Raw genomic sequence first — 25,270 nt, 5'->3', positions numbered from 1 at the left:
GTACGTTCAGCAAGATGCCACCAGTGTTAGAGGTTGATTCCCGGCCAGTCGACGGCGAATGACGGGGTATGCGATGCGTGAGTCCGTACAGGCAGAGGTCATGATGAGCTTTCTCGTCTCCGAGGAGCTCTCTTTCCGTATCCCGGTGGAGCTGCGCTACGAGACCAGTGATCCCTACGCCGTGCGACTGACCTTCCATCTGCCCGGTGACGCCCCGGTGACCTGGGCCTTCGGGCGTGAGCTGCTGATCGACGGGGTGGGCCGGCCCTGTGGTGACGGTGACGTGCGCATCTCGCCCGTCGACCCCGAGCCGCTGACCGAGGTGCTGATCCGCCTTCAGGTCGGTGCCGACCAGGCCCTGTTCCGCTCCTCGGCGGCACCGCTCGTGGCCTTCCTCGACCGCACCGACAAGCTGGTGCCACTGGGCCAGGAGGGGATGCTCGCCGACTTCGACGCTCACCTCGACGAGGCGCTGGACCGCATCCTGGCCGAGGAGCAGAGCGCGGGCTGAGCGTTCCGGCGGCCTCGTGGAGGTGGCGTAACGCTTCGCCGGACGGTGGCCACTGTGCCGGAACGATCCTGCGGAGCCTTTGCCGGAGCGGTCCGGAGCGGTCCGGAGCGGTTCGGAGCAGGCCGGAGCCTTACGGGTGCGCCGTCGCAGTCGAGGCCACCGGTGCGTCCAGCGCGCACCGGCCCTGCGGCAGCGCCACCGCACACGGCCGCAGCAGCCTCACCCGCATACGGCGGTCGGCGACCTCAGCGCTTACGGCGGCGGCCCCGCCCCCCGCGAACCGCAACCGGAGCGGCCCCCGCAGGAGCCTCGCCGGCGCCCGGGCGGTCGGCCGAGACGACCAGCGCCGCGAGAGCCGTCGTCACCGGTACCGACGCCACCAGGCCGATCGACCCGACCAGCGTGCGCACGATCTCCTCCGCGACCAGCTCGCTGTTGGCGACCGAGCCGACGCTGCTCTGCGCGATGGAGAACAACAGCAGCAACGGCAGGGCGGCACCCGCGTAGGCGAGGACGAGCGTGTTGACGACGGAGGCGATGTGGTCCCGGCCGATGCGGATGCCCGCGCGGTACAGACCCCGCCGGCCCATTGTCGGATTGGCCTCGTGCAGCTCCCAGACCGCCGACGTCTGCGTCACCGTCACGTCGTCCAGCACACCGAGCGAACCGATGATGACCCCCGCCAGCAGCAGACCGCTCATGTCGATCGACGGGTACAGGCCGTGGATCAGGCCGGTGTTGTCGTCCGTGTCCCCGGTCAGCGCGGCCCAGCCGATGAAGAGCGAACCGAGGACGCCGATCAGCACCAGCGAGACCAGGGTGCCGAGCACCGCCACGGACGTACGGGCCGACAGCCCGTGGCACAGGTACAGGGCGATCAGCATGATGGCGCTCGACCCGATCACGGCCACGAGCAGCGGGTTCGAGCCCTGCAGGATCGCGGGCAGGATGAAGAAGTTGAGCACCAGGAAGCTGATGGCCAGCGCGACCAGCGCCATCACGCCCCGCAGCCGCCCCACGACCACGACGGCGAGTGCGAAGATCCCGGCGAGCAGTGCCATCGGGAACCCGCGGTCGATGTCGGAGACCGAGTACTGCAGGTCCTTCGGCGCGGAGGGCTCGTAGGAGACCACGACCTCCTGGCCCTGGCTCAGCTGCCGGGACTGGTCGGGCTGCACGACCTCGGTGAACGTACGGCCCTTGTCCTTGCCGGTGTCGACCCGGATCGTCGCCTTCTTGCAGGTGCCGTTCTCCTGCTGCTGCGCCTCGGAGCCCTCCGCGGTGGAGGTGTCGCCGGTCGAGGGGATGGTGGAGCCGTTCACCTCCTGGCAGCTCATCGCCTGCACCTTGGTGACCGTGGCCTGCTGCGTCTGCCGGTCGAACCCCACCCCGGTGCGTTCGTGCGCCGGAGCCCCGCCCGGCCACAGCAGGGCGAGCCCTACGACGACGGCCGCGGCGAAGGGGACCAGGACCGCCGCGATGACCTTGCGCAGGTGCAGGGAGACGGGAGCCGCCGGACCATGACTGTGCGAGTGCCCGTGCCCGCCGCCGAGGGGGCCGTGCCCACCGTTCCCCGGACCGTACCCGCCGTCACCAGGACCGTGTCCGCCACCGGAGCCGTGTCCGCCACCGGGACCATGACCGCCACCGGGACCATGACCGCCGTCCCGGGGACCGTGTCCGCCCCCGCTGGGCCCGGGACCGTGTCCGCCGCCCGGCCCCGCGTTCGCACCCCGCTGCCCGTACTCCTGCCCCTGCCCATACTCCTGCCCGTGCCCGTGCCCGTGCCCCTGAACGTGCCCGCGGCCGTGTTCCTGTCCCTGCCCCCGGACGGAGCCCTGTCCCTGCCCCCGCACGGAGTCCTGGCCCTTTCCGTGGTCCCTGGAGGGGGAGCCGTCACCGCCCAGGGAACGGCTGCCGTCACCGCCTCCGATGCCCGGTCCGCGGCGTGGTTCGGGCGGGGGGAAGGGGGGATGCTGCGTCGTGGTCACGGCCCGATCATCGCAAGAACGAAGGGGGCCATCTGTTCACCGCGCCCGAATTGACGCTAGCGTGGAGGCACCTTTTGTACACGCGGGAGCTCGGAGCACCGGGCTGAGAGGGCGCTGACCTCCGTCCCAGCGATGTTTCACGGGAAACATCACCGAAATCGAGTGATGTTCCCCACGAGACGTCGGAGGACGGATACCGCTGCGTCGACCGCCGAACCTGTTACCGGGTAATGCCGGCGTAGGGAGTAGGTCTCATGACCAACAAGGACGCACGCACGCCTGCCTCCGCGCAGAACTCCGCCCAGGAGGAACCCGTGGAGACCGGGAAGTCCATCGGCTGGCACAAGGCGTATGTCGAGGGTTCACGCCCCGACCTGCGCGTGCCGGTCCGTCAGGTGCACCTCACCAACGGCCAGTCGGTCACCCTGTACGACACCTCGGGTCCGTACACCGATCCGCTCGTCGACACCGACGTGCGCAGGGGGCTGCCCCCGCTGCGCGAGAACTGGATCATCGCCCGCGGCGACACCGAGGAGTACACGGGCCGCCCCGTCCGCCCCGAGGACGACGGCATCAAGCACACCTCTCCGCGCGGCGGACTGCGCAACCTGGACGCGGTCTTCCCCGGACGCCCGCGCCAGCCCCGGCGCGCTCGCGGCGGGCAGGCGGTGACACAGCTCGCGTACGCGCGCCGGGGGGAGATCACTCCAGAGATGGAGTACGTGGCCGTCCGGGAGAACGTCTCGCCGGAGGTCGTACGCGAGGAGATCGCGGCGGGCCGGGCGGTGCTGCCGGCCAACGTCAACCACCCGGAGATCGAGCCGATGATCATCGGCAAGCGGTTCCTGGTGAAGGTCAACGCCAACATCGGCAACTCCGCGGTGACGTCCTCCATCGAGGAGGAGGTCGAGAAGATGACCTGGGCGACCCGCTGGGGCGCCGACACGGTCATGGACCTCTCCACCGGCCGCAACATCCACACCACCCGCGAGTGGGTGCTGCGCAACTCCCCCGTGCCCATCGGCACGGTCCCCCTCTACCAGGCCCTCGAAAAGGTCGACGGCCGGGCGGAGGAGCTGACCTGGGAGGTCTACAAGGACACGGTCATCGAACAGGCCGAGCAGGGCGTGGACTACATGACGGTCCACGCGGGCGTACGCCTGCCGTACGTACCGCTGACCGCCAACCGGAAGACCGGCATCGTCTCGCGCGGCGGATCGATCATGGCGGCGTGGTGCCTGGCGCACCACAAGGAGTCGTTCCTGTACGAGCACTTCGAGGAGCTGTGCGAGATCCTCGCCGCCTACGACGTGACGTACTCGCTCGGCGACGGCCTCCGGCCGGGGTCGATCGCGGACGCCAACGACGAGGCGCAGTTCGCGGAGTTGCGCACGCTCGGGGAACTCAACCGGATCGCGAAGCGTTTCGACGTACAGACCATGATCGAGGGCCCGGGCCATGTCCCGATGCACAAGATCAAGGAGAACATCGACCTTCAGCAGGAGATCTGCGATGAAGCTCCGTTCTATACGCTCGGCCCGCTGACCACCGACGTCGCTCCGGCCTACGACCACATCACCTCCGGCATCGGCGCCGCGATGATCGCCTGGTGGGGCACGGCCATGCTCTGCTACGTCACGCCCAAGGAGCACTTGGGCCTGCCCAACCGCGACGACGTCAAGACCGGTGTCATCACCTACAAGATCGCCGCGCATGCCGCCGACCTCGCCAAGGGGCACCCGGGCGCGCAGGAATGGGACGACGCGCTGTCCGACGCCCGGTTCGAGTTCCGGTGGGAGGACCAGTTCAACCTCGCCCTCGACCCGGACACGGCACGGGAGTTCCATGACGAGACGCTGCCGGCGGAGCCCGCGAAGACGGCCCATTTCTGTTCGATGTGCGGGCCGAAGTTCTGCTCGATGAAGATCAGCCACAGCATCACCGAGCGGTTCGGCGGCGCGGCGGCCGAGGGGGCGTCTCCCGAGGAGGTCGCGGAGGGGATGCTCCAGAAGTCCAAGGAGTTCGCGCAGGCGGGCAACAGGGTCTACCTGCCCATCGCGGACTGAGAGGCGACTGGGTGGCTCCGACGCTGAGCGGCGCCACCCAGCCCTCGCCCGTAAGGGCTGGTTCCGGGAACCGGCTTGGTGCGTGGCGGTGGGTCCTCGTACGGTCGTGCGGGTGATGAGCATGGTCGCCGGCGAGCCGCGCCGGCTCGGAAGTCCCGGACCCGAGGCGAGACTGAGGTTCGAGACGGAACCCCACGGCCCGGGGACGGCGCCGCGGCGCAGGCTGCTGGTGCTCGACGGGAAGCCCGCGTTCGAGCTCTCCATGTGGTGCGGGACGTGCCAGTTCCTGTTCCAGCGGCTGGAGGGAGCCGACCAGACGCTGTCGTCGGAGGGCATGCGGGAACTCCTCGCCGGCCGGGTCTCCGACCTGGACGACGGCATCCTGGGTGCGTTCGGCTCCCTGCTCCCGGAAGGCGACTACCTTCCCTTGCTGCTCCGTGTCGAGCCGCGGTTGGTCACTCCGGGGCAGGAGGGCGACTACTTCAGCACCGAGCAGGTGGCCACGTGGGGACCCGACCAGTTCTGGGGCCTCCCGGAGCACCCGCGCACGCCGTACTACCGCACGTTCGAGACAGTGGTGGACGACACCGCGCACCTCTACGAGTTCGTCGTACCCATGGTGCCTCCGCTGTGGAACGACCGGGAACGGGTGGCGGAGTACGCCGAGCGGATGCGGGGCGGAACCGTGCCGACGGCGGTCGCGGTGTCGACGCTGGATCTGTGCCGGCCCGCGGTGAGTCTCCACTCGACCGACGAGTACGAGCACTGGGGGCTGACGCATTTCCTGCTCGACGGCCATCACAAGCTGGAGGCGGCGGCGTCGGCCGGGCGTCCCGTGCAGCTCCTGTCGCTGTTGGCCGTGGGCGAGAGCCTGTCCGGTCCCGATGATCATCGCAGGCTGGCGGCCTTGCGCTCACAACCCAGGCTGAGCCGTGCCGTCCGGCCGGCCCGGTGACATGGGTCGGCGTCCACAGGTAACAGGAGGAGACGGCCACCCGGTGCGCCCCCAAGGAGGCATCCGGTGCGCCACCGGGGAGCCGTCCGATGTGCCACCAGGGAGGCATCCGGTGCGCGACCGGTGTGCGCTCCCCCAGGGCGGGACCTGCCCGCCGGGGAGCGCACACTGGTGGTCACTCGGGCCGGTGTTCCGGTCCGCCGAAGTCCGGGCTGGAGTAGTCCGGGCTCGAGTAACTCGGGCGCGAACCGGCGCCCGAGCCCTCGTCGGGGCTGCTGAAGCCGGGGCGTCCGTAGCCGAGTTGCGGAATACGGCTGGACGGTGCGGACGGCCCCGTACCGCCGGTCGCCGCTGCCGGCGCCGCGGCCGGATCGGCCAGGGCGTCCCGCAGGAACGGCACGATGCCCTGCTCCAGCAGGGCCGCACGCCAGGCTTCCCTGGCCCGCCTCACCTCCCCGTCGCGTTCGCCGTACGCCGCGGCCTCGGCCGAGGGGCGGTTGCGCAGCGCGGTGGTCAGCAGGCCGACGGCGGCCACGAGGATGGTGATCGCCGTCAGGGCACCGAACACCCAGCCGGCGGTGAGCATGGTCCGGGCGAACGCCTGCTCCGGCGCGATCACCTTCAGGACGTACCCGACGAGCAGGAAGATCGCGGCCGCGGTGCCGGTCAGGACGGGAGCCAGGACCGTGATGACGGCGCCCGCGCCCGCGCCGGCGCTCTCGACGACCTCGCCCATGGTGGCGGCGAGGCCCATCGAGTGCGTACCGGACTCGGCGGGACCCGGTTCGCGGGCGGACGACGGCGAGGCGGACGGCGCCGGGTGACGCAGTTCCTCGCGGACCTTCACATAGTGCTGGTACTCGGTCGCCGCCGCCGCGGTGATCAGGGCGGTGGCGCTGAGCGCCATGGTGCGCAGTTGATCCGAGCTGAGCCGCTGTCCCACAGCGGCCAGTTCCGGGCGGTGTGGTGCGGAGCGCAGCGCCTCGTTGAGAACCCGCTCGTATTCTTGGCGGTCCTCGTTCAACAGGTGCTGCGGAACGCTGTTCATGTGCATCCCCCGATGCTCCGTAGGGCTTGGGGCTCGCATGCCAACGAGCCGTCGGGCAGAAACGGAGGGGAGCCTGCTACGGATAAGCCGATGGTAGAGCGGTGACGCCGCGCGGTGACAGGGGGTTTCCAGAAATTGGGTGCCGGCCCGCATGTCCGCCGCCGGGGACCGGGCCGTCCCGGGGACGCTCAGTCGGGCATCGGCAGTTGCTGGACCAGCAGTTTTCCGGCCATGGTCACGCCGCCGTCCATCGCGATGGCGAGTCCGTCGGCGTAGACATGCGGTCCTTCGACCGTCGGACCGGAGTCGTCCTCGCCGTCCTCGGACCCGACCTCGCCGAGGAGATACGGGATGGGGCTGTGCCCGTGCACGATGCGGGCGCCGCCGTAGGTGTCCAGCAGTGAGCGCACGGCGTCGGCGCCGCCCTCGTCGCGGAAGGAGAAGCGCTTGGTGAACTTGCGGAACAGGTCCCACACCTCGTCCGCGTCGTTGCGCGTGAGCGTGTCGTGGATGGTGTCGTTGACCTCTTCGATGGAACCGCCGTAGTCGAGGTAGGCGGTGGTGTCGGAGTGGACGAGGAGATGGCCGTCGACCTCCTCCACGGCGTCGAGCCGGGCCATCCACTGCAGATGGTGGTCCTGGAGGCGGTCCATGTCGGTCTTCTGGCCGCCGTTCAGCAGCCAGGCCGCCTGGAAGGTGGCGGTGCCCGCGCCCGAGTTGACGGGCGTGTCCCCGAACCGCTTGGCCCCGAGCAGCAGCAGCTCGTGATTGCCCATCAGCGCCTTGCAGTAACCGCCGGCCGCGGCGGCCTCGGCGGACAGCCGCATCACCAGGTCGATGACGCCGATGCCGTCCGGGCCGCGGTCGGTGAAGTCACCGAGGAACCACAGGCGGGCGGTGCCCGCGCACCACTGGCCCTCGGCGTCGATCAGGTGCTGCTCCTGGAGCGCGGCCACCAGCTCGTCGAGATAACCGTGCACGTCACCCACGACGTACAGCGGCCCGGGGCCCGGGGCGGGCGGCGCCGCCGGGGCCGGTACGGGCTCGACGGCCACCGGGACCGTGTCCTGCCGGTCGATGACGGGCAGGTCGCGCTCGGTGGGGGTGTACCCGTCCGGCACGGCCGTCTCGGGCGCCGGGACGGTGTCGCCGGGGTGCGCGCCCTGGCCGTACGGACCGGTCTCGTGGACGTACGCGGGTACTCGGAAGTCGCGCAACGTCGCCGTCCGCTCCACCTCGGGTCCCTGACCGGCCCCCTGAGTCATCGACCCCTCCACCATCGCGCCGCATCTGCACCGCTTCGGACTGCCTGGTCGCAGCGGCCCGCGGTGTCGTGGGCCCATCATAGGAATGCGGATCGCGCTGTGTGATGACCCAGGGGTGGTGAATCGGAACAGGTCCCCGTCGTGACGCGGCTTTCGCCCCGATTGGCCCGCTCTTCTCCTGCCCCTCAGTCACCTCACGGTCACCTCTTGCCCCGTCTTCCCCGCCGATCCCCGACCCCCGAAGAGGGAGCGCTCCCGCGGTTCCTACTGACCCTCGGGCGAGCGCGGCGGGCTGACGGTCGTGCGGGGCGGCCGGCGCTGTGAGGAAGTCCGCACGATCAGCTCGGTCGGTATCACCTGCTCGACCGGTTGGTTGGCCTCGACGCTCTCGATGGCGTCGATCAGCAGCTGCACCACGGCCGTGCCGATCCGGCGCGGCTTGAGCGACAGCGTGGTGATGGGCGGCTCGGTGTTGGCGTACACGGTGGACTCGCTGCAGCAGACCAGCAGCAGGTCGTCGGGGACGCGCAGCCCGTAGCGGCGGGCCGCGGCGAGCAGGTCGGTGCCGTTGGGGTCGAAGAGGCCGTAGACGGCGTCGGGCCGGTCCGGGCGGGCGAGCAGCCGGTCGGCGGCGACGGCGCCCGCGCACGGGTCGTGCGCCGGGTAGGCCTCGTAGACCGGGTCCTGGCCGACGCGCTCGCACCAGCGCAGGTACGCGGTGGTCGACAGGTGGGTGTAGGTGTCGGTGGTGGTGCCGGTGAGCAGGCCGATGCGGCGGGCGCCGGCGTCGGCGAGGTGGTCGAGGATGCCGAGGACGGCCGCCTCGTGGTCGTTGTCCACCCAGGCCGTGACCGGGAGCGTCCCGGCCGGGCGGCCGTCGGAGACGACCGGCAGTCCCTGGCGGACCAGTTCGCTGACGACCGGGTCCTGGTCGGAGGGGTCGATGACGACCGTGCCGTCCAGGGCGACGTTGGACCACACGTCGTGGCGGGAGGTCGCGGGGAGGATGACCAGCGCGTAGCCGCGGGCCAGCGCGGCCGACGTGGCGGCCCGCGCCATCTCGGCGAAGTACGCGAACTCCGTGAAGGTGAAAGGTTCATTCCCGTACGTCGTCACCGTCAGGCCGATGAGTCCCGACTTGCCGGTGCGCAGTGTCCGTGCGGCGGCCGACGGCCGGTAGCCCAGCCGGTCGGCGACCTCGCGGACATGGCGGCGGGTGGCGTCCGGGAGCCTGCCCTTGCCGTTGAGGGCATCGGAGACGGTCGTGATGGAGACTCCGGCGGCGGCGGCGACGTCTCTGATGCCCGCCCGGCCCGGCCGACTGCCTCGACGTGAGGTTTCCGCGCGGCTCACCTGGTGCTTCCCTGCTGCTGTCATGGCGAGCCGATAGTAGGGCTCATGGAGTGGGGTAGGGCGGACGCATATGCACGCGTTGACAGGCACGTTTCTGCATGGCTGAGGTGGATCAACTGCCTTGGAAAGTAAGCCAGTTACGTCTCGCTACCCACGGACGTAGTGTGTCGGTGCACGTGGGCCTGCCAAGAGTGCGATGTTGCGAAGAGGTCTCAACTCACCACTACGGGGGACGCGCGCCACGGCGCGAGCCACCGGCGCATAGATATATGTAGGGGCGCCCCTGTGGAACGTACGCCTTCGGGTGCTGATGCCCCTGATGTCGGTGGGGCGGGGTGGCTCGTCCTCGCCTGTACGCACCGGAGCCCAATCCTCATAAGGTGAGAAGTATTCGAAGCCGGTGGTGGTCACGAGGAGGACTGCGGTGAGCGAGACGAGCCCCAAGCTGCGCGCCGAGCTGGAGGAGATCCCCACCTACAAGCCGGGCAAGCCCGCGGCGGCCGACGGGCCGGCGGCCTACAAGCTGTCCTCCAACGAGAACCCGTATCCGCCGCTGCCGGGCGTGATGGAGACCGTCCTCGCGGCGGCCGGTTCCTTCAACCGCTACCCGGACATGGCCTGTACGGGGTTGATGGCCGAGTTGTCCGAGCGGTTCGGTGTCCCGGCCTCCCACCTGGCCACCGGCACCGGTTCGGTGGGTGTCGCCCAGCAGCTGCTCCAGGCGACGGCGGGCCCCGGTGACGAGGTGATCTACGCCTGGCGGTCCTTCGAGGCGTACCCGATCATCACGCGGATCAGCGGTGCGACGGCGGTCCAGGTGCCGCTGACCGACGGTGACGTGCACGACCTGGACGCCATGGCCGACGCGGTCACCGACCGGACCCGGCTGATCTTCGTCTGCAACCCCAACAACCCGACCGGCACGGTGGTGGGGCGCGAGGAGCTGGAGCGGTTCCTGGACCGGGTGCCCGGCGATGTGCTGGTGGTGCTGGACGAGGCGTACCGCGAGTTCATCCGCGACCCCCGGGTGCCGGACGGCATCGAGCTCTACCGGGAGCGGCCCAACGTCTGCGTGTTGCGGACGTTCTCCAAGGCGTACGGGCTGGCCGGGCTGCGGGTCGGGTTCGCCGTGGCGCATGAGCCGGTGGCGGCGGCGCTGCGCAAGACGGCGGTGCCGTTCGGCGTGAGCCAGATCGCGCAGGAGGCGGCGATCGCCTCGCTGCGGGCCGAGGACGAGCTGCTGGGCCGGGTCGGCTCGCTGGTGTGCGAGCGCACGCGCGTGGTCGACGGCCTGCGGGCCCAGGGCTGGACGGTGCCGGAGACGCAGGCCAACTTCGTGTGGCTGCGGCTGGGGGAGCGCACGGTCGCCTTTGCCGAGGCGTGTGAGCGGGCCGGCGTGGTGGTCCGGCCGTTCCCGGGTGACGGGGTGCGGGTGACGGTGGGGGAGAGCGAGGCGAACGACATCTTCCTGAAGGTGGCTGAGGGGTTCCGCAAGGGGCTGTAGGGCGCGGTTCAGGAGGCGGGTCAGGCGGCGGTTCAGGAGGCCGAGGCGCCTCGTGGAGTGGTGTTGGTCACTCTGCGGGGCGCCTTTTCGTGCCCTGTTCGCGGCCGTTTCACGTGAAACGGGCCTTCCGTGCCAGGTACGGCGCTCAACGGCCTCCAGAAAGGCCCGCCCGAGGGGTTGACGTCACAGGGGACCCCCCTTCCGGCGTTGAAAAGCTGTAGGTCATAATTGCTTGTGAATGTGAACGCGTTCACAAGCGTGTCGGATCGCTCCCGATATGGGTGTGTCGTACACGCACAATCTGCCGCTGACCACGGCGATGTGAGGAGAGTGACGACGTGGACTTGGCCCTGGCGCCGGAGACCCTGGCGCGCTGGCAGTTCGGCATCACGACCGTCTACCACTTCCTGTTCGTACCCCTGACCATCTCCCTGGCCGCCCTCACGGCCGGTCTGGAGACCGCCTGGGTGCGCACCGGCAAGGAGAAGTACCTCCAGGCGACCAAGTTCTGGGGCAAGCTCTTCCTGATCAACATCGCGATGGGCGTGGTCACGGGCATCGTCCAGGAGTTCCAGTTCGGCATGAACTGGTCCGACTACTCCCGCTTCGTCGGGGACATCTTCGGCGCCCCGCTGGCCTTCGAGGCGCTGATCGCCTTCTTCTTCGAGTCGACCTTCATCGGCCTGTGGATCTTCGGCTGGGACAAGCTGCCCAAGAAGATCCACCTGGCCTGCATCTGGATGGTCTCGATCGGCACGCTGCTGTCGGCGTACTTCATCCTCGCGGCCAACTCCTGGATGCAGCACCCCGTCGGGTACCGGATCAACGAGGAGAAGGGCCGGGCGGAGCTGACCGACTTCTGGCAGGTCCTCACCCAGAACACCGCGCTCAACCAGGTCTTCCACAGCTTCTCCGCGGCCTTCCTGACCGGCGGCGCCTTCATGGTCGGCATCGCCGCCTTCCACCTGCGGCGCAAGAAGCACATCCCGGTGATGCGGACCTCGCTCCGCCTCGGCCTGGTCACCCTCGCCGTCGGCGGCCTGCTCACCGCGATCAGCGGCGACACCCTCGGCAAGGTCATGTACGAGCAGCAGCCGATGAAGATGGCCGCGGCCGAGGCGCTGTGGGACGGCGAGGAACCGGCGCCCTTCTCCGTCTTCGCCTACGGGGACGTCGACGAGGGCCACAACAAGGTCGCCCTGGAGATCCCGGGCCTGCTGTCCTTCCTCGCCCACAGCGACTTCGACTCGTACGTGCCCGGCATCAACGACACCAACAAGGCAGAGCAGGAGAAGTTCGGTCCCGGCGACTACAAGCCCATCGTCCCCGTCGCCTACTGGGGCTTCCGCTGGATGATCGGCTTCGGGATGGCGTCCTTCACGCTCGGCCTGGCCGGGCTGTGGCTGACGCGGAAGAAGTTCCTGCTGCCCGCCGCCTGGCGGACCGGTGACGACGAGGTGCCGCACCTGGTCCTGCTGAGGAAGCCGCTCGGCAACCGCCTCACCCGCCTGTACTGGCTGCTGTCCCTGTGGACGATGGGCTTCCCGCTGATCGCCAACTCCTGGGGCTGGATCTTCACCGAGATGGGCCGTCAGCCCTGGGTCGTCTACGGCCTCTTCCAGACCCGCGACGCGGTCTCCCCCGGCGTCTCGACGACCGAGGTCGTCATCTCGATGACCGCCTTCACCCTGCTCTACGCCGTCCTGGCCGTCATCGAGGTCAGGCTGATGGCGAAGTACGTCAAGGCCGGCCCGCCCGAACTCACCGAGGCGGACCTCAACCCGCCCACGAAGATCGGCGGCGAGGCCCGTGACGCCGACAAGCCGATGGCCTTCTCGTACTAGGCGTAAGGGAGCTGCACAGTCATGGAACTGCACGACGTCTGGTTCGTCCTGATCGCCTTCCTCTGGACCGGCTACTTCTTCCTGGAGGGCTTCGACTTCGGGGTCGGCGTCCTGACCAAGCTGCTGGCCCGTGACCGGCCCGAGAAGCGGGTGCTGATCAACACGATCGGCCCGGTCTGGGACGGCAACGAGGTCTGGCTGCTCACGGCCGGCGGCGCCACCTTCGCCGCCTTCCCCGAGTGGTACGCCACCCTGTTCTCCGGCTTCTACCTGCCCCTGCTGGTCATCCTCCTGTGCCTGATCATCCGGGGCGTGGCCTTCGAGTACCGGGTGAAGCGGCCCGAGGAGCGCTGGCAGCGCAACTGGGAGCACGCGATCTTCTGGACCTCGCTGATCCCCGCGTTCCTGTGGGGCGTGGCCTTCGGCAACATCGTCGGCGGCGTGAAGATCGACCGGGACCTGGAGTACGTCGGCACCCTCGGGGACCTGCTCAACCCCTACGCCCTGCTCGGCGGCCTGGTGACGCTGACCCTGTTCACCTTCCACGGAACGGTGTTCACGGCGCTCAAGACGGTCGGCGAGATCCGGGAGCGGGCACGGAAGCTCGCGCTGCGGGTCGGCCTGGTCACGGCCGTGTTTGCCCTGGTCTTCCTGCTGTGGACCCAGGTGGACAGCGGTGACGGCGCGAGCCTGGTCGCGCTGGTGGTGGCCGTCGCCGCGCTGGTCGCCGCGCTCGTGGCCAACCAGGCCGGGCGCGAGGGATGGTCGTTCACCTTCTCCGGCGTCACCATCGTGGCCGCCGTGGCCATGCTGTTCCTGACGCTGTTCCCGAACGTCATGCCGTCCACGCTGAACGCGGACTGGAGCCTCACCGTCACCAACGCCTCGTCCAGCCCGTACACCCTGAAGATCATGACCTGGCTGGCGGCGATCGGCACGCCCGTCGTCCTGCTCTACCAGGGATGGACGTACTGGGTCTTCCGTAAGCGCATCGGTACCCAGCACCTCGCCGAAGCCGCGCACTGAGTCCGGGCATCGAGCCCGGCCGGGGAGTGTTTCACGTGAAACCGATCGATCCACGTCTGCTGCGGTACGCCCGCACCACCCGGCTCTTCCTGATCGCCGTCGTCGCCCTGGGCGCCGTCGGCGCGGGGCTGGTCATCGCCCAGGCGATGCTCGTCGCCGAGATCGTGGTGGGCGCCTTCCAGAAGGGGCTGGCGGCCGGCGAACTGCGCACTCCCCTGCTGCTGTTGGTGGCCGTCGCCGGGGGCCGGGGCCTGGTGGGGTGGCTCACCGAACTGGCCGCGCACCGGGCGAGCGCGGCGGTCAAGTCCGAGCTGCGCGGGAGGCTGCTGGAGCGGGCGACCTCCCTCGGTCCCGGCTGGCTCACCGGACAGCGCACCGGCTCGCTGGTCACCCTGGCCACCCGGGGCGTCGACGCCCTGGACGACTACTTCTCCCGTTACCTCCCGCAGTTGGGGCTCGCGGTGGTCGTCCCGGTCGCGGTGCTGGCCCGGATCGTCACCGAGGACTGGGTGTCGGCGGCCATCATCGTCGTCACCCTGCCGCTCATCCCGGTCTTCATGGCGCTGATCGGCTGGGTCACCCAGTCCCGGATGGACCGGCAGTGGCGGCTGCTGTCCCGGCTGTCCGGGCACTTCCTGGACGTGGTCGCGGGCCTGCCCACGCTGAAGGTCTTCGGCCGGGCCAAGGCACAGGCCGAGTCGATCAAGAAGATCACCGACGACTACCGGCAGGCGACCCTGCGAACGCTGCGGATCGCCTTCCTGTCCTCCTTCGCCCTGGAACTGCTCGCCACGCTCTCGGTCGCCCTGGTCGCCGTGACGATCGGCATGCGCCTGGTCCACGGCGACATGAACCTCTACGACGGTCTGGTCGTGCTGGTGCTGGCACCGGAGGCGTATCTGCCGCTGCGGCAGGTCGGGGCGCAGTACCACGCGGCGGCCGAGGGGCTCGCGGCGGCCGAGGAGATCTTCGAGGTTCTGGAGACGCCGGCTCCGGCGCCGGGTACCGGGCCGGTGCCCGCGAGCGGGGCGCTGTCCTTCGAGGGCGTGACGGTCCGCTACCCCGGCCGCGCGGCGGACGCGGTCTCGGACGTGAGCTTCACCGTGGAGCCCGGCGAGACGGTCGCCCTCGTCGGCCCGAGCGGGGTGGGCAAGTCCACCCTCCTCGACGTACTGCTGGGCTTCGTGCGGCCCGCCGAGGGACGGGTACGCGTCGGCGGTGCCGATCTCGCCGGGCTGGACCCGGCCGAGTGGCACGCCCGGGTCGCCTGGGTGCCGCAGCGTCCGCACCTGTACGCCACGACGATCGCCGAGAACGTACGGCTGGCCCGGCCCGGAGCGGACGACGCCGCCGTGCGCGGTGCGCTGCGGGACGCCGGGGCGCTGGCGTTCGTGGACGCGCTGCCCGAGGGGGCGCGGACGGTGCTGGGCGAGGACGGGGCCGGACTCTCCGCCGGGCAGCGGCAACGGCTGGCGCTGGCCCGGGCGTTCCTCGCCGACCGGCCCGTCCTGCTGCTGGACGAGCCGACGGCCGCGCTCGACGGGGCGACCGAGGCGGAGGTCGTGGCGGCGGTACGGCGGCTGGCGGCGGGGCGGACGGTGCTGCTGGTCGTGCACCGTCCGGCGCTGCTGGAGGTGGCCGACCGGGTGGTGCGGCTGGCGGAGCCGGGTGCTGCCGCTTCGGGGCGGGACGTACCGGGTCCGGTGGTAGGTGTTTCCGGGCGGGACGTACCGGGTGCGGGGTCGGATGTTGCCGGGCGGGGCGCGTCGGGTGCGGGGGTGGGTGTCTCCGGGCGAGACGCTTCGGACTCGGCGAGGGCCGTTCTCACACGCTCTGTGCCGGATCCGCTCGGGGAGCGGTCGGGCTCGGAACGGCTCGGTACTGCGGTCGGCGCGGTGGTCGCGGCAGGTGGTCCGGGTGATGCGGTGGTCGCGGCAGGTGGTCCGGGTGATGCGGTGGCCGCGGCGGGTGGTCCGGGTGATGCGGTGGCTGAGGCGGGTAGGCCGGATGGTTCGGTGACCGAGGCCGGTGGTCCGGGCGTCCCGGACGCCGCCGCCGGTGCCCGCCGTGGCGTGCTCGCCCGGGTGCGCGCGGTGTCCGCCGCCCGGCGCGGACGCCTCGCGCTCGCCCTGCTGCTCGGCAGCCTCGCGCTCGGCAGCGCCGTCGGCCTGATGGCCACCTCCGGGTGGCTCATCTCGCGGGCCTCGCAGCAGCCGCCGGTGCTGTATCTCATGGTGGCCGTCACGGCGACCCGGACCTTCGGCATCGGGCGGTCCGTCTTCCGCTACGCCGAGCGGCTGGTGTCGCACGACGCGGTGCTGCGGATGCTGGCCGACACCCGGGTCGCCGTCTACCGGCGGCTGGAGCGGATCGCGCCCGCCGGGCTGCGCCGCAGCCGATGCGGCGACCTGCTCTCCCGGCTCGTCACCGACGTGGACGCGTTCCAGGACTACTGGCTGCGCTGGCTGCTGCCGGCCGGCTCCGCGGTGGTCGTCTCGACCGCCTCCGTCGGCTTCATGGCCTGGCTGCTGCCCGAGGCCGGAGCCGTGCTCGCCGCCGGTCTGCTCGCCGCCGGTGTCGGTGTCCCGCTGGTCACCGGTGCCACGGCCCGCCGGGCCGAACGCAGGCTGGCCCCCGCCCGGGGAGCGCTCGCCACCCGGGTGACCGACCTGCTCACCGGCACCGCCGAGCTGACCGTGGCCGGGGCCCTGCCCGCCCGCGCCGACGACGCCCGCCGGGCCGACTCCGCGCTGACCCGGATCGCCTCCCGTGCGGCGACCGCCACCGCGCTCGGCGACGGGCTCACCGCGCTGATCTCCGGCCTGACCGTCGTGACGGCCGCCCTCGTGGGTGTCCAGGCGGTCGCCGACGGACGGCTCGGCGGCGTCGCCATGGCCGTCGTCGCCCTCACCCCGCTCGCCGCCTTCGAGGCCGTCCTCGGGCTGCCGCTCGCCGTGCAGTACCGGCAGCGGGTACGCCGCGGCGCCGAGCGCGTGTACGAGGTGCTCGACGCCCCCGAGCCCGTACGGGAGCCGGAGCGGCCCCGGCAGGCCCCCGCCACGCCGTTCCCGCTCGTCGTCAAGGGCCTCGCCGCGCGCCACCCCGGGCAGGACCGGGAGGCCGTGGCCGGCCTGGACCTGACGCTGGCCCAGGGCCGCCGGATCGCCGTGGTCGGGACGTCCGGGTCGGGCAAGACGACGCTGGCGCAGGTGCTGCTGAGGTTCCTGGACCCCAGCGCGGGGTCGTACACGCTGGCCGGGGTCGACGCCCGCGCCCTGGACACTGACGACGTACGCCGGCTCGTCGGGCTGTGCGCGCAGGACGCGCACCTCTTCGACAGCTCGGTGCGGGAGAACCTGCTGCTGGCCAGGAAGGACGCCACCGAGGCCCAGCTGCGTGACGCGCTGGGCCGGGCCCGGCTGCTGGAGTGGGCCGACAGCCTGCCCGACGGTCTGGACACCCTGGTCGGGGAACACGGGGCCCGGCTCTCCGGCGGCCAGCGGCAGCGCCTCGCGCTGGCCCGCGCGCTGCTCGCCGACTTTCCCGTGCTGGTGCTCGACGAGCCCGCCGAACACCTCGACCTGCCGACCGCGGACGCGCTCACCGCCGATCTCCTGGCCGCCACCGAGGGACGGACGACCCTGCTCATCACGCACCGGCTGGCCGGGCTGGAGAGCGTCGACGAGGTCGTCGTGCTCGACGCCGGACGGGTGGTGCAGCGCGGCACGTTCGCGGAGCTGGCGGCCGCGCCGGGGCCGCTGCGGTCGATGGCCGAACGGGAGGCCGCCGCCGACCTGCTGGTGGCGGCGGGGTAGGTGGCGGCGCCGGATGCCGGGCACCCGGTGGGTCCGGTCGGACGGGACCGGGCGTCGTCGGGGCGGGCGGTGCCGGTACGACCGTCGTACGGAAGCGCCGTACTGATGCGCCGGAACGGCCGGTGGAGCGCCGCCGATGCCCCGTGTGCAGCAACCTCTCCCCCGGCCGTACGAGTTGAAGATGACCTGGCGAGGCCTCAGGGGCCACGATCACTGGCATGCGCTCACCTCGCCGACACCCGCTGCTCGTTCCGGCGCTGCTGTGCGCGCTCGCCGTCCTCGCGGCCCGCCCCGCCTCGGACCGCGACGCCGGTCCCGGCGCCGACGCCGGCACGGAGGTCGCCCGGCTCTACCAGGACGCCGCCACGGCGACCCGGCGGTACGAGGAGGGACGGCGCGAGGCGGAGGTCCGGCGGGCCGAGGCCGAGCGGTACGAGCAGCTGCTCGACCGGGAGCGCCGGGAGATCGCCGCCCTGGACGAGGACCTGGGCCGGCTCGCCCGCGCCCAGTACCGCGGCGGGAGCGGGCTGCCGATCACCGCGCGGATGCTGCTCGCGGACGACCCGGAGGAGCTGATGCGCGGTCAGCGTGCGGCGTCGCGGGCCGACCTCGCGGTCAGCAACGCCCTCGGCAAGAGCCGGCGGGCCGAGGCCCGGCTGGCCGCCAGTGAGGCGAAGGCCGAGGATGCCTGGCGGGAGCTGGACCGGCGGAACGCCGAACTCGCCATCCTCAAGAAGGAGATCGAACGCAAGCTGGAGGCGGCCCGGTCGAAACTCCGGGGCCGGTCCGAGTCGTCGGCCGCCGCGGGGTCCTGTCCCGGCGCCGTCCGTCTCGACCAGCCGGACGCCCGTTCCGGCCGCGACTGGGTGGCGCCGGTGGAGACGTACCAGCTGTCCGCGTCCTTCGGCAGCGGAGGGTCGCGGTGGGCCAACCGGCACACCGGGCAGGACTTCGCCGTGCCGGTCGGCACGCCGGTGCGGGCGGTCGGCGCCGGGCGGGTGGTGAAGGTGTCGTGCGGCGGTGCCTTCGGCGTCCAGATCGTGCTTCAGCACGCCGGGGGCTACTACACGCAGTACGCGCATCTGGCCGGCGTCGCCGTCGACCAGGGCGACCGCGTCGAGGCCGGCCAGTGGATCGGGCAGTCGGGCAGCACCGGCAACTCCACCGGACCGCACCTGCACTTCGAGGTACGGCTCACCCCGGACATGGGCTCGGCGCTGAATCCGGTGCCCTGGCTGGCCCAGCGGGGCGTGTCGATCTGACCGCGACCACGACCACGATCATGACCGTGACTCGTGTCAGGCGGTCCGCGCGAGCAGCTGTTCGATGACGAGGGCGACCCCGTCGTCGTTGTTGGCGACCGTCCGCCCCGAGGCGGCGGCGACCGCGTCCGGGTGGGCGTTGCCCATGGCGTACGACTGTCCCGCCCAGGTCAGCATCTCCACGTCGTTCGGCATGTCCCCGAAGGCGACGACCTCTTCGTGCGAGATGCCGCGCTCGGCGCAGCACAGGGCGAGCGTGCTGGCCTTGGAGACGTCCGGGCCGCTGATCTCCAGCAGGGCGCTGGGGCTGGACCGGGTGACGTTGGCGCGGTCGCCCACGGCGAGGCGGGCCAGGGTGAGGAAGGCGTCGGGCTCGATGGTGGGGTGGAAGGCGAGGATCTTGAGCACCGGCTCGTCCGGAGCCGGACCGTCCGGACCCAGCAGCTCCTCGGCCGGCCGGAGGACGTCGGGGACCTCCAGGTGCATCTTCGGATACTCCGGCTCCTGGTTGAAGCCGTAGGTCTGCTCGACCGCGTACACCGTGCCGGGGGCCGCCTCGCGCAGCAGCCGTACGGTGTCCAGGGCGTTCTCCCGGGCCAGTGCCCGCACCTTCACGAACCGGTGGCTGCCGGGGCCGCCGTGCAGGTCGACCACGGCGGCGCCGTTGCCGCAGATGGCGAGGCCGTGGCCGTGCACATGGTCGCTGACGACGTCCATCCAGCGCGCGGGGCGGCCGGTGACGAAGAAGACCTCGATGCCGGCCTCCTCGGCGGCGGCCAGCGCGGCGACCGTACGGGGCGAGACCGACTTGTCGTCGCGCAGCAGGGTTCCGTCGAGATCGGTGGCGATGAGCCGGGGGCGAGCGGCGGCGGCCGGGGGCTGGGGCTGTCGAGTCGCTGAGGTCACCGGGCCATTGTCACGTAAAGGTCCGCACGGGCGTGCGGGAGCCGCCCATCTGTGAGGTACGGCTCTCATCGGTGCCGGCCGCCTGTGCGTGCGGCGAGGCTCAGACCCGGCTGCCTGTGCGTGCGGCGAGGCTCAGACCCGGCTGCCTGTGCGTGCGGCGAGGCTCAGACCCGGCCGCCCGTGCGTGCGGCGAGGCTCAGACCCGGCTGCCTGTGCGTGCGGCGAGGCTCAGACCCGGCCGCCCGTGACCGCGGCGGAGTGTCGCGCATCGACCCCCGTGCGCACGGCGGAGTGTCGCGCCTCGGCCCCCGTCGTGCGTGCGGCGGAGCCTCGCACCTCGGCCCCGTGCGGCGGAGCCTCAGCCCAGCTGAGCCGGCGCCTCCATGGCGATCCGTTCGAAGACCTTCTCGTCCGTGGCGAAGTCGGAGTCCGGGATCGGCCAGTGGACGACGATCTCGGTGAAGCCCAGCTCGCGGTGGCGTCCGGCGAAGTCCACGAAGGCGTCCAGGGACCGGAGCGGCTCGTCGCGGTCCGGGGTGAAGCCGGTGAGCAGCACCTTGTCGAGTTCGCCGACGTCGCGGCCGATACCGGCACAGGCGTCCGCCAGCCGCTCCGCCTGCGCTCGCAGCGCCCGCACCGACTGCTCGGGCGTGCCGTTCTCGAACAGCTTCGGGTCGCCCGTGGTCACCCACGCCTGTCCGTACCGGGCGGCGAGCCGCAGTCCGCGCGGACCGGTCGCGGCCACCGCGAACGGCAGCCGGGGCCGCTGCACACAGCCCGGGATGTTGCGCGCCTCGTGCGCCGCGTAGAAGTCACCCTCGTAGGAGACCGCGTCCTCGGTCAGCAGCCGGTCGAGGAGCTGGAGGAATTCGGCGAACCGGTCGGCCCGCTCCCGCGGCGTCCAGGGCTCCTGGCCGAGCGCGGTGGCGTCGAAGCCCGTGCCGCCCGCTCCTATGCCCAGGGTGATCCGTCCGCCGGAGATGTCGTCGAGGGAGATCAGCTCCTTGGCGAGCGTCACCGGGTGCCGGAAGTTCGGCGAGGTCACCAGGGTGCCCAGCCGCATCCGCTCGGTGGCCGCCGCGGCGGCGGTCAGCGTCGGTACGGCACCGAACCAGGGACCGTCGCGGAAGCTGCGCCAGGACAGGTGGTCGTAGGTGTACGCGGCGTGGAAACCGAGCTGCTCGGCCCGTGTCCAGGCCGAACGGCCGCCCTCGTGCCAGCGGCGGTAGGGGAGGATCACGGTGCTCAGGCGCAGGGTCATGCGTCCGAGCCTAAGCGGCGTCTCCTGTTTCACGTGAAACCCCGCCTGGAAAGGGCCACGTCAGGAGAAGCGCAGATACCGCGGCGGTACGGCCTCCGTCAGCCACACCCCGTTGGCGCTGACCTGGAAGACGTGGCCGTCACGGTGCATCGCGGCGGCGTCCACCGGTAGTACCACCGGACGGCCGCGGCGGGCGCCGACCCGGGTGGCGGTCTCCCGGTCGGGCAAGAGATGCACGGCATGCCGGTTCATCGGCCGAAGCCCCTCGGCCCGGATGGCGTCCAGGTGACGGGCGACCGTGCCGTGGTACAGGTACGGCGGCGGGACCGCCGGGGGCAGGCCGAGGTCCACGTCGACGCTGTGCCCCTGGCTGGCGCGGATGCGGGTGCCCTCGACCGCGAAGCGCCGCTTGTCATTGGTGGCGACCACGTGGTCCAGCTCCTCGCGGGAGAAGCGGAAGCCGTGCGCGGCGGCCGCCGCGATGAGCGCGTCGATCTCGGTCCAGCCGCCCTCGTCGAGGGTGAGCCCGATGCGTTCGGGCTGGTGACGCAGATGCTTGGACAGATACTTCGACACCTTCACGGTGCGTCTGTCGGCCGTGCTCCTCTTGTCGTCTTCGTTCACGTGTTCAGAGTGCCGAAAGAGACGCGCATCACGCGAATGATTTCCTCGCGCAGGTTTGGTCCACAGCGAAGTGGTGTTATCCACAGGGGAATTGGGCCCGCCTGTGGAGAACCGGTGCCCATCGAGGGGAAACCGGCCGCAGCACAGCCGAGAGCCCCGGCGTCCCGACCCCGAGTCCGGCGCCGCTCGCCGTAGCCCTCAGGCAGGGCTCCCCCTGAGGCCCCGTACGCCTGGAGTCGGATGCCAAGACGACCCCTCGGTCTGACGACCGGTGAGGCGCGCGTCACTACCGTCATGGACGTGACTGTGATCGCGACCGAAAGCCTGAGCAAGCGGTTCCCCCGGGTGACCGCGCTCGACCGTCTCTCCGTGGACATCGGAGCCGGTGTGACCGGACTCGTCGGGGCCAACGGCGCCGGCAAGTCCACCCTGATCAAGATCCTGCTGGGTCTGTCCCCCGCCAGCGAGGGCCGTGCCGAAGTGCTCGGACTCGACGTGGCCACCAAGGGAGCCGCCATCCGGGAACGGGTCGGCTACATGCCGGAGCACGACTGCCTGCCGCCCGACGTCTCGGCCACCGAGTTCGTCGTGCACATGGCCCGCATGTCCGGCCTGCCGCCCGCCGCCGCGCGCGAACGCACCGCCGACACCCTGCGCCACGTCGGCCTCTACGAGGAGCGCTACCGCCCCATCGGCGGTTACTCCACCGGCATGAAGCAGCGCGTGAAGCTGGCCCAGGCCCTCGTCCACGACCCCCAGCTGGTCTTCCTCGACGAGCCGACCAACGGCCTCGACCCGGTCGGCCGCGACGAGATGCTCGGCCTCATCCGCCGCATCCACACCGACTTCGGCATCTCGGTCCTGGTCACCTCCCACCTGCTGGGCGAACTGGAACGCACCTGCGACCACGTCGTCGTCGTGGACGGCGGCAAGCTGCTGCGCTCCAGCTCCACCACCGACTTCACCCAGTCCACCACCACCCTCGCCGTCGAGGTCACCGACACCGACGAGCACCCGGACGGCACCCGCGCGGTGCGCGACGCGCTCCACGCGCGCGGGATCGCCGTCGAGGACGGCAGCGGCCTGCCCGGCGCGGGCCACGTGCTGCTGCTGACCGCCACCGGCGACGAGACGTACGACGTGATCCGTGACGTGATCGCGGGCCTCGGCCTCGGCCTGGTCCGCATGGAGCAGCGCCGGCACCACATCTCAGAGGTCTTCAAGGACAGCGACGACGCTGCCGCACAGCGGAAGGAGGCGGTCGGCCATGGCAACTGAGCAGCCCACAGCCGCCGTGACGGGCGACCAGACCCGCATCCACAACATCGGCTACCGCGCCTACGACGGCCCCCGCCTCGGCCGCGCCTACGCCCGCCGCTCGCTCTACTCGCAGTCCCTGCGCGGCGCCTACGGCCTCGGCCGCTCGGTCAAGTCCAAGGTGCTGCCGATGCTGCTGTTCGTCGTCATGTGCCTGCCCGCCGGCATCATGGTCGCCGTCGCCGTCTTCGCCAAGTCCAAGGACCTGCCCCTGGACTACACGCGCTACGCGATCGTCCTCCAGGCCGTCATCAGCCTCTACATCGCCTCCCAGGCCCCCCAGGCGGTCTCCCGCGACCTGCGGTTCAAGACCGTGCCGCTCTACTTCTCCCGGCCGATCGAGACCTCCGACTACGTCCGCGCCAAGTACGCGGCCCTGGCCTCGGCCTTGTTCATCCTGACGGCCGCTCCGCTGATCGTCCTCTACGTGGGCGCTCTGCTCGCCAAACTCGACTTCGCCGACCAGACGAAGGGATTCGCGCAGGGACTGGTCTCCGTGGCACTGCTCTCGCTGCTCTTCGCCGGCATCGGCCTGGTCATCGCCTCGGTCACCCCGCGCCGCGGCTTCGGCATCGCCGCCGTCATCGCCGTCCTGACCATCACCTACGGCGCGGTATCCACCCTCCAGGCCATCGCCGACGTCCAGGACAGCACCGGCGCCATCGCCTGGATCGGCCTGTTCTCGCCGATCACCCTCATCGACGGCGTGCAGTCCGCCTTCCTCGGCGCCACCTCCGCCTTCCCCGGCGGCCACGGGCCCGGCACCGCGGAGGGCCTGGTCTACGTCCTCGTCACCCTCGGCCTGATCGCCGGCGCCTACGGCCTGCTGATCCGCCGCTACAAGAAGGTGGGCCTGTGACCACGCTCAGCATCGACCACGTCTCCCGCTGGTTCGGCAACGTGGTCGCCGTCAACGACATCACCATGACGATCGGCCCCGGCGTCACCGGCCTCCTCGGCCCCAACGGCGCGGGCAAGTCCACCCTCATCAACATGATGGGCGGCTTCCTCGCCCCGTCCACCGGCACCGTCACCCTCGACGGCCAGCAGGTCTGGCGCAACGAGGGCATCTACCAGCACATCGGCATCGTCCCCGAGCGCGAGGCGATGTACGACTTCCTCACCGGGAAGGAGTTCGTCCTCGCCAACGCCGAACTCCACGGCCTCGGCGCCAAGGCCGCGCAGCGCGCCCTGGCCACCGTACAGATGGAGTACGCGCAGGACCGCAAGATCGCCACGTACTCCAAGGGCATGCGCCAGCGCGTGAAAATGGCGAGCGCCCTCGTGCACGACCCCTCGCTCCTCCTGCTCGACGAGCCGTTCAACGGCATGGACCCGCGCCAGCGCATGCAGCTGATGGACCTGCTGCGCCGCATGGGCGACGAGGGCCGCACGGTGCTGTTCTCCTCGCACATCCTCGAAGAGGTCGAACAGCTCGCCTGGCACATCGAGGTCATCGTCGCCGGACGCCACGCGGCCAGCGGCGACTTCCGCCGCATCCGCCGCCTGATGACCGACCGCCCGCACCGCTACCTGGTCCGCTCCAGCGACGACCGGGCGCTGGCCGCCGCGCTGATCGCCGACCCGTCGACCTCCGGCATCGAGGTCGACCACGCCGAGGGCGCGCTGCGCGTCCAGGCCGTCGACTTCGCCCGGTTCACCACCCTGCTGCCCAAGGTCGCCCGGGACCACAACATCCGGTTGCTCACGGTCTCGCCCTCCGACGAGTCCCTCGAGTCCGTCTTCTCGTATCTCGTCGCGGCGTAGGAGGCCGAAGAATGTACGACCCCACAGTCGCCCGGCTCACCTACCGGGCCCTGCTCGGCCGCCGCCGGGCCCTCATCCTGGGCGCCCTGCCCCTGCTGCTGCTCGTCATCGCGGTCGCGGTACGCGCCCTGACCGGCGCCGACGACCAGACCGCCTCCGACGTCCTCGGCGGCTTCGCGCTCGCCACCATGGTGCCGATCATCGGCGTCATCGCCGGCACCGGCGCCATCGGCCCGGAGATCGACGACGGCTCGGTGGTGTACCTGCTGTCCAAGCCGCTCAAGCGGCCGACGATCATCTTCACCAAGCTGATCGTCGCCATCGCCGTCACGATGGTCTTCTCCGCGCTGCCCACCCTGCTCGCCGGCCTGATCCTCAACGGCAACGGCCAGCAGATCGCCGTCGCCTACACGGTCGCCGCGCTGGTCGCCTCCATCGCCTACGCCGCGCTCTTCCTGCTGCTCGGCACGGTCTCCCGGCACGCGGTGGTGTTCGGTCTGGTGTACGCGCTGGTCTGGGAGGCCCTCTTCGGCTCCCTGGTACCCGGCGCCCGCACCCTCAGCGTCCAGCAGTGGTCGCTCGCCGTCGCCCAGAACATCGCCGGCGGCGAACTGGTGACCTCCGACGTCGGCCTGACCACCGCGACGGTCCTGCTGGTCCTGGTGACCGTGCTCGCCACCTGGTACGCCGGGCAGAAACTGCGCGCGCTGACCCTCGCCGGGGAGGAGTGAGCCGGAGACGGGGAGCAGCGGCCG

At 71.2% G+C, this 25,270-nt stretch carries 19 protein-coding genes and 1 riboswitch; of the genes, 12 read left to right on the top strand and 7 right to left on the bottom strand.

Annotated features, from left to right (window positions below):
- Positions 1-73 precede the first annotated feature (73 nt).
- A complete protein-coding gene (locus J7I94_RS23365) occupies positions 74-511 on the top strand; it encodes an SsgA family sporulation/cell division regulator (protein WP_215169640.1) in 438 nt (145 codons plus the stop codon).
- A 245-nt stretch (positions 512-756) separates the two neighbouring features.
- Here the strand turns inward: J7I94_RS23365 and J7I94_RS23360 are convergent, their stop codons facing one another.
- Positions 757-2,502, bottom strand: a complete 1,746-nt coding sequence (locus J7I94_RS23360; protein ID WP_308114667.1) for a YibE/F family protein — start codon at positions 2,500-2,502, stop codon at positions 757-759.
- Between the two features lie 72 nt (positions 2,503-2,574).
- Positions 2,575-2,764: riboswitch (TPP riboswitch) on the top strand.
- Here J7I94_RS23360 and thiC point away from each other — a divergent pair.
- Complete coding sequence (thiC, locus tag J7I94_RS23355) at positions 2,757-4,568, top strand: phosphomethylpyrimidine synthase ThiC (RefSeq protein WP_251075600.1); 1,812 nt, start codon at positions 2,757-2,759, stop codon at positions 4,566-4,568. (Overlaps the previous riboswitch by 8 nt.)
- Before the next feature lie 115 nt (positions 4,569-4,683).
- Positions 4,684-5,523 carry a hypothetical protein gene (locus J7I94_RS23350; RefSeq protein ID WP_215169638.1) on the top strand — a complete coding sequence of 280 codons (840 nt, stop codon included), beginning with the start codon at positions 4,684-4,686 and terminating at the stop codon, positions 5,521-5,523.
- 175 nt (positions 5,524-5,698) lie between these two features.
- Here the strand turns inward: J7I94_RS23350 and J7I94_RS23345 are convergent, their stop codons facing one another.
- The 3 genes from J7I94_RS23345 to J7I94_RS23335 form a co-directional block, all read right to left on the bottom strand.
- Positions 5,699-6,577 carry a hypothetical protein gene (locus J7I94_RS23345; protein WP_215169636.1) on the bottom strand — a complete coding sequence of 293 codons (879 nt, stop codon included), beginning with the start codon at positions 6,575-6,577 and terminating at the stop codon, positions 5,699-5,701.
- 182 nt (positions 6,578-6,759) lie between these two features.
- A complete protein-coding gene (locus J7I94_RS23340; RefSeq protein ID WP_251075599.1) occupies positions 6,760-7,851 on the bottom strand; it encodes a metallophosphoesterase in 1,092 nt (363 codons plus the stop codon).
- Between the two features lie 249 nt (positions 7,852-8,100).
- Positions 8,101-9,213 carry a LacI family DNA-binding transcriptional regulator gene (locus J7I94_RS23335; RefSeq protein ID WP_215169632.1) on the bottom strand — a complete coding sequence of 371 codons (1,113 nt, stop codon included), beginning with the start codon at positions 9,211-9,213 and terminating at the stop codon, positions 8,101-8,103.
- A gap of 400 nt (positions 9,214-9,613) precedes the next feature.
- On the opposite strand from J7I94_RS23335, the gene hisC reads away from it, so the two are divergent.
- The 5 genes from hisC (at position 9,614) to J7I94_RS23310 (ending at position 18,640) form a co-directional block, all read left to right on the top strand.
- Positions 9,614-10,693, top strand: coding sequence for a histidinol-phosphate transaminase (gene hisC, locus J7I94_RS23330; protein ID WP_215169631.1), 1,080 nt, complete (start codon positions 9,614-9,616; stop codon positions 10,691-10,693).
- 338 nt (positions 10,694-11,031) lie between these two features.
- The gene (locus tag J7I94_RS23325) at positions 11,032-12,537 is read left to right on the top strand and encodes a cytochrome ubiquinol oxidase subunit I (protein WP_215169629.1); all 1,506 of its coding nucleotides are present in this window, start codon (positions 11,032-11,034) and stop codon (positions 12,535-12,537) included.
- Positions 12,538-12,558: 21 nt separating this feature from the next.
- On the top strand, positions 12,559-13,563 hold the full coding sequence (gene cydB, locus J7I94_RS23320) for a cytochrome d ubiquinol oxidase subunit II (protein ID WP_215169627.1): 1,005 nt from the start codon (positions 12,559-12,561) through the stop codon (positions 13,561-13,563).
- A gap of 35 nt (positions 13,564-13,598) precedes the next feature.
- Positions 13,599-17,378 carry a thiol reductant ABC exporter subunit CydD gene (gene cydD / locus J7I94_RS23315; RefSeq protein WP_215169625.1) on the top strand — a complete coding sequence of 1,260 codons (3,780 nt, stop codon included), beginning with the start codon at positions 13,599-13,601 and terminating at the stop codon, positions 17,376-17,378.
- A gap of 218 nt (positions 17,379-17,596) precedes the next feature.
- Positions 17,597-18,640, top strand: a complete 1,044-nt coding sequence (locus tag J7I94_RS23310) for a M23 family metallopeptidase (RefSeq protein WP_215169623.1) — start codon at positions 17,597-17,599, stop codon at positions 18,638-18,640.
- Between the two features lie 36 nt (positions 18,641-18,676).
- On the opposite strand, the gene J7I94_RS23305 is transcribed toward J7I94_RS23310, so the two are convergent.
- The 3 genes from J7I94_RS23305 to J7I94_RS23295 form a co-directional block, all read right to left on the bottom strand.
- Entirely contained in the window at positions 18,677-19,546 is an 870-nt protein-coding gene (locus J7I94_RS23305) for a Cof-type HAD-IIB family hydrolase (RefSeq protein ID WP_215169621.1), read from the bottom strand.
- A gap of 358 nt (positions 19,547-19,904) precedes the next feature.
- The gene (locus J7I94_RS23300; RefSeq protein ID WP_215169619.1) at positions 19,905-20,807 is read right to left on the bottom strand and encodes an LLM class flavin-dependent oxidoreductase; all 903 of its coding nucleotides are present in this window, start codon (positions 20,805-20,807) and stop codon (positions 19,905-19,907) included.
- 60 nt (positions 20,808-20,867) lie between these two features.
- On the bottom strand, positions 20,868-21,431 hold the full coding sequence (locus J7I94_RS23295; protein WP_215169618.1) for an RNA 2'-phosphotransferase: 564 nt from the start codon (positions 21,429-21,431) through the stop codon (positions 20,868-20,870).
- 306 nt (positions 21,432-21,737) lie between these two features.
- Between J7I94_RS23295 and J7I94_RS23290 the strand changes: the two genes are divergently transcribed.
- Genes J7I94_RS23290 through J7I94_RS23275 form a run of 4 tightly spaced genes read left to right on the top strand, consistent with a single transcriptional unit; the run spans position 21,738 to position 25,246 of the window.
- A complete protein-coding gene (locus J7I94_RS23290) occupies positions 21,738-22,709 on the top strand; it encodes an ABC transporter ATP-binding protein (RefSeq protein WP_215169709.1) in 972 nt (323 codons plus the stop codon).
- Complete coding sequence (locus tag J7I94_RS23285) at positions 22,699-23,607, top strand: ABC transporter permease (RefSeq protein WP_215169616.1); 909 nt, start codon at positions 22,699-22,701, stop codon at positions 23,605-23,607. The genes J7I94_RS23290 and J7I94_RS23285 overlap by 11 nt, the downstream gene beginning before the upstream one ends.
- Positions 23,604-24,515: an ABC transporter ATP-binding protein gene (locus J7I94_RS23280; RefSeq protein ID WP_215169614.1), complete on the top strand. Its 912-nt coding sequence runs from the start codon at positions 23,604-23,606 to the stop codon at positions 24,513-24,515. The genes J7I94_RS23285 and J7I94_RS23280 overlap by 4 nt, the downstream gene beginning before the upstream one ends.
- Before the next feature lie 11 nt (positions 24,516-24,526).
- Positions 24,527-25,246 (top strand): ABC transporter permease subunit, encoded by a 720-nt coding sequence (locus tag J7I94_RS23275; RefSeq protein ID WP_215169612.1) that lies wholly within the window; start codon positions 24,527-24,529, stop codon positions 25,244-25,246.
- Positions 25,247-25,270: the final 24 nt, after the last annotated feature.

Origin of the sequence: Streptomyces sp. ISL-12, assembly GCF_018614415.1 — a bacterium.
Classification (GTDB): Bacteria; Actinomycetota; Actinomycetes; order Streptomycetales; family Streptomycetaceae; genus Streptomyces.
The sequence above is the reverse complement of the archived record's forward strand: the minus strand, read 5'-3'. Positions and strand labels throughout refer to the sequence as shown.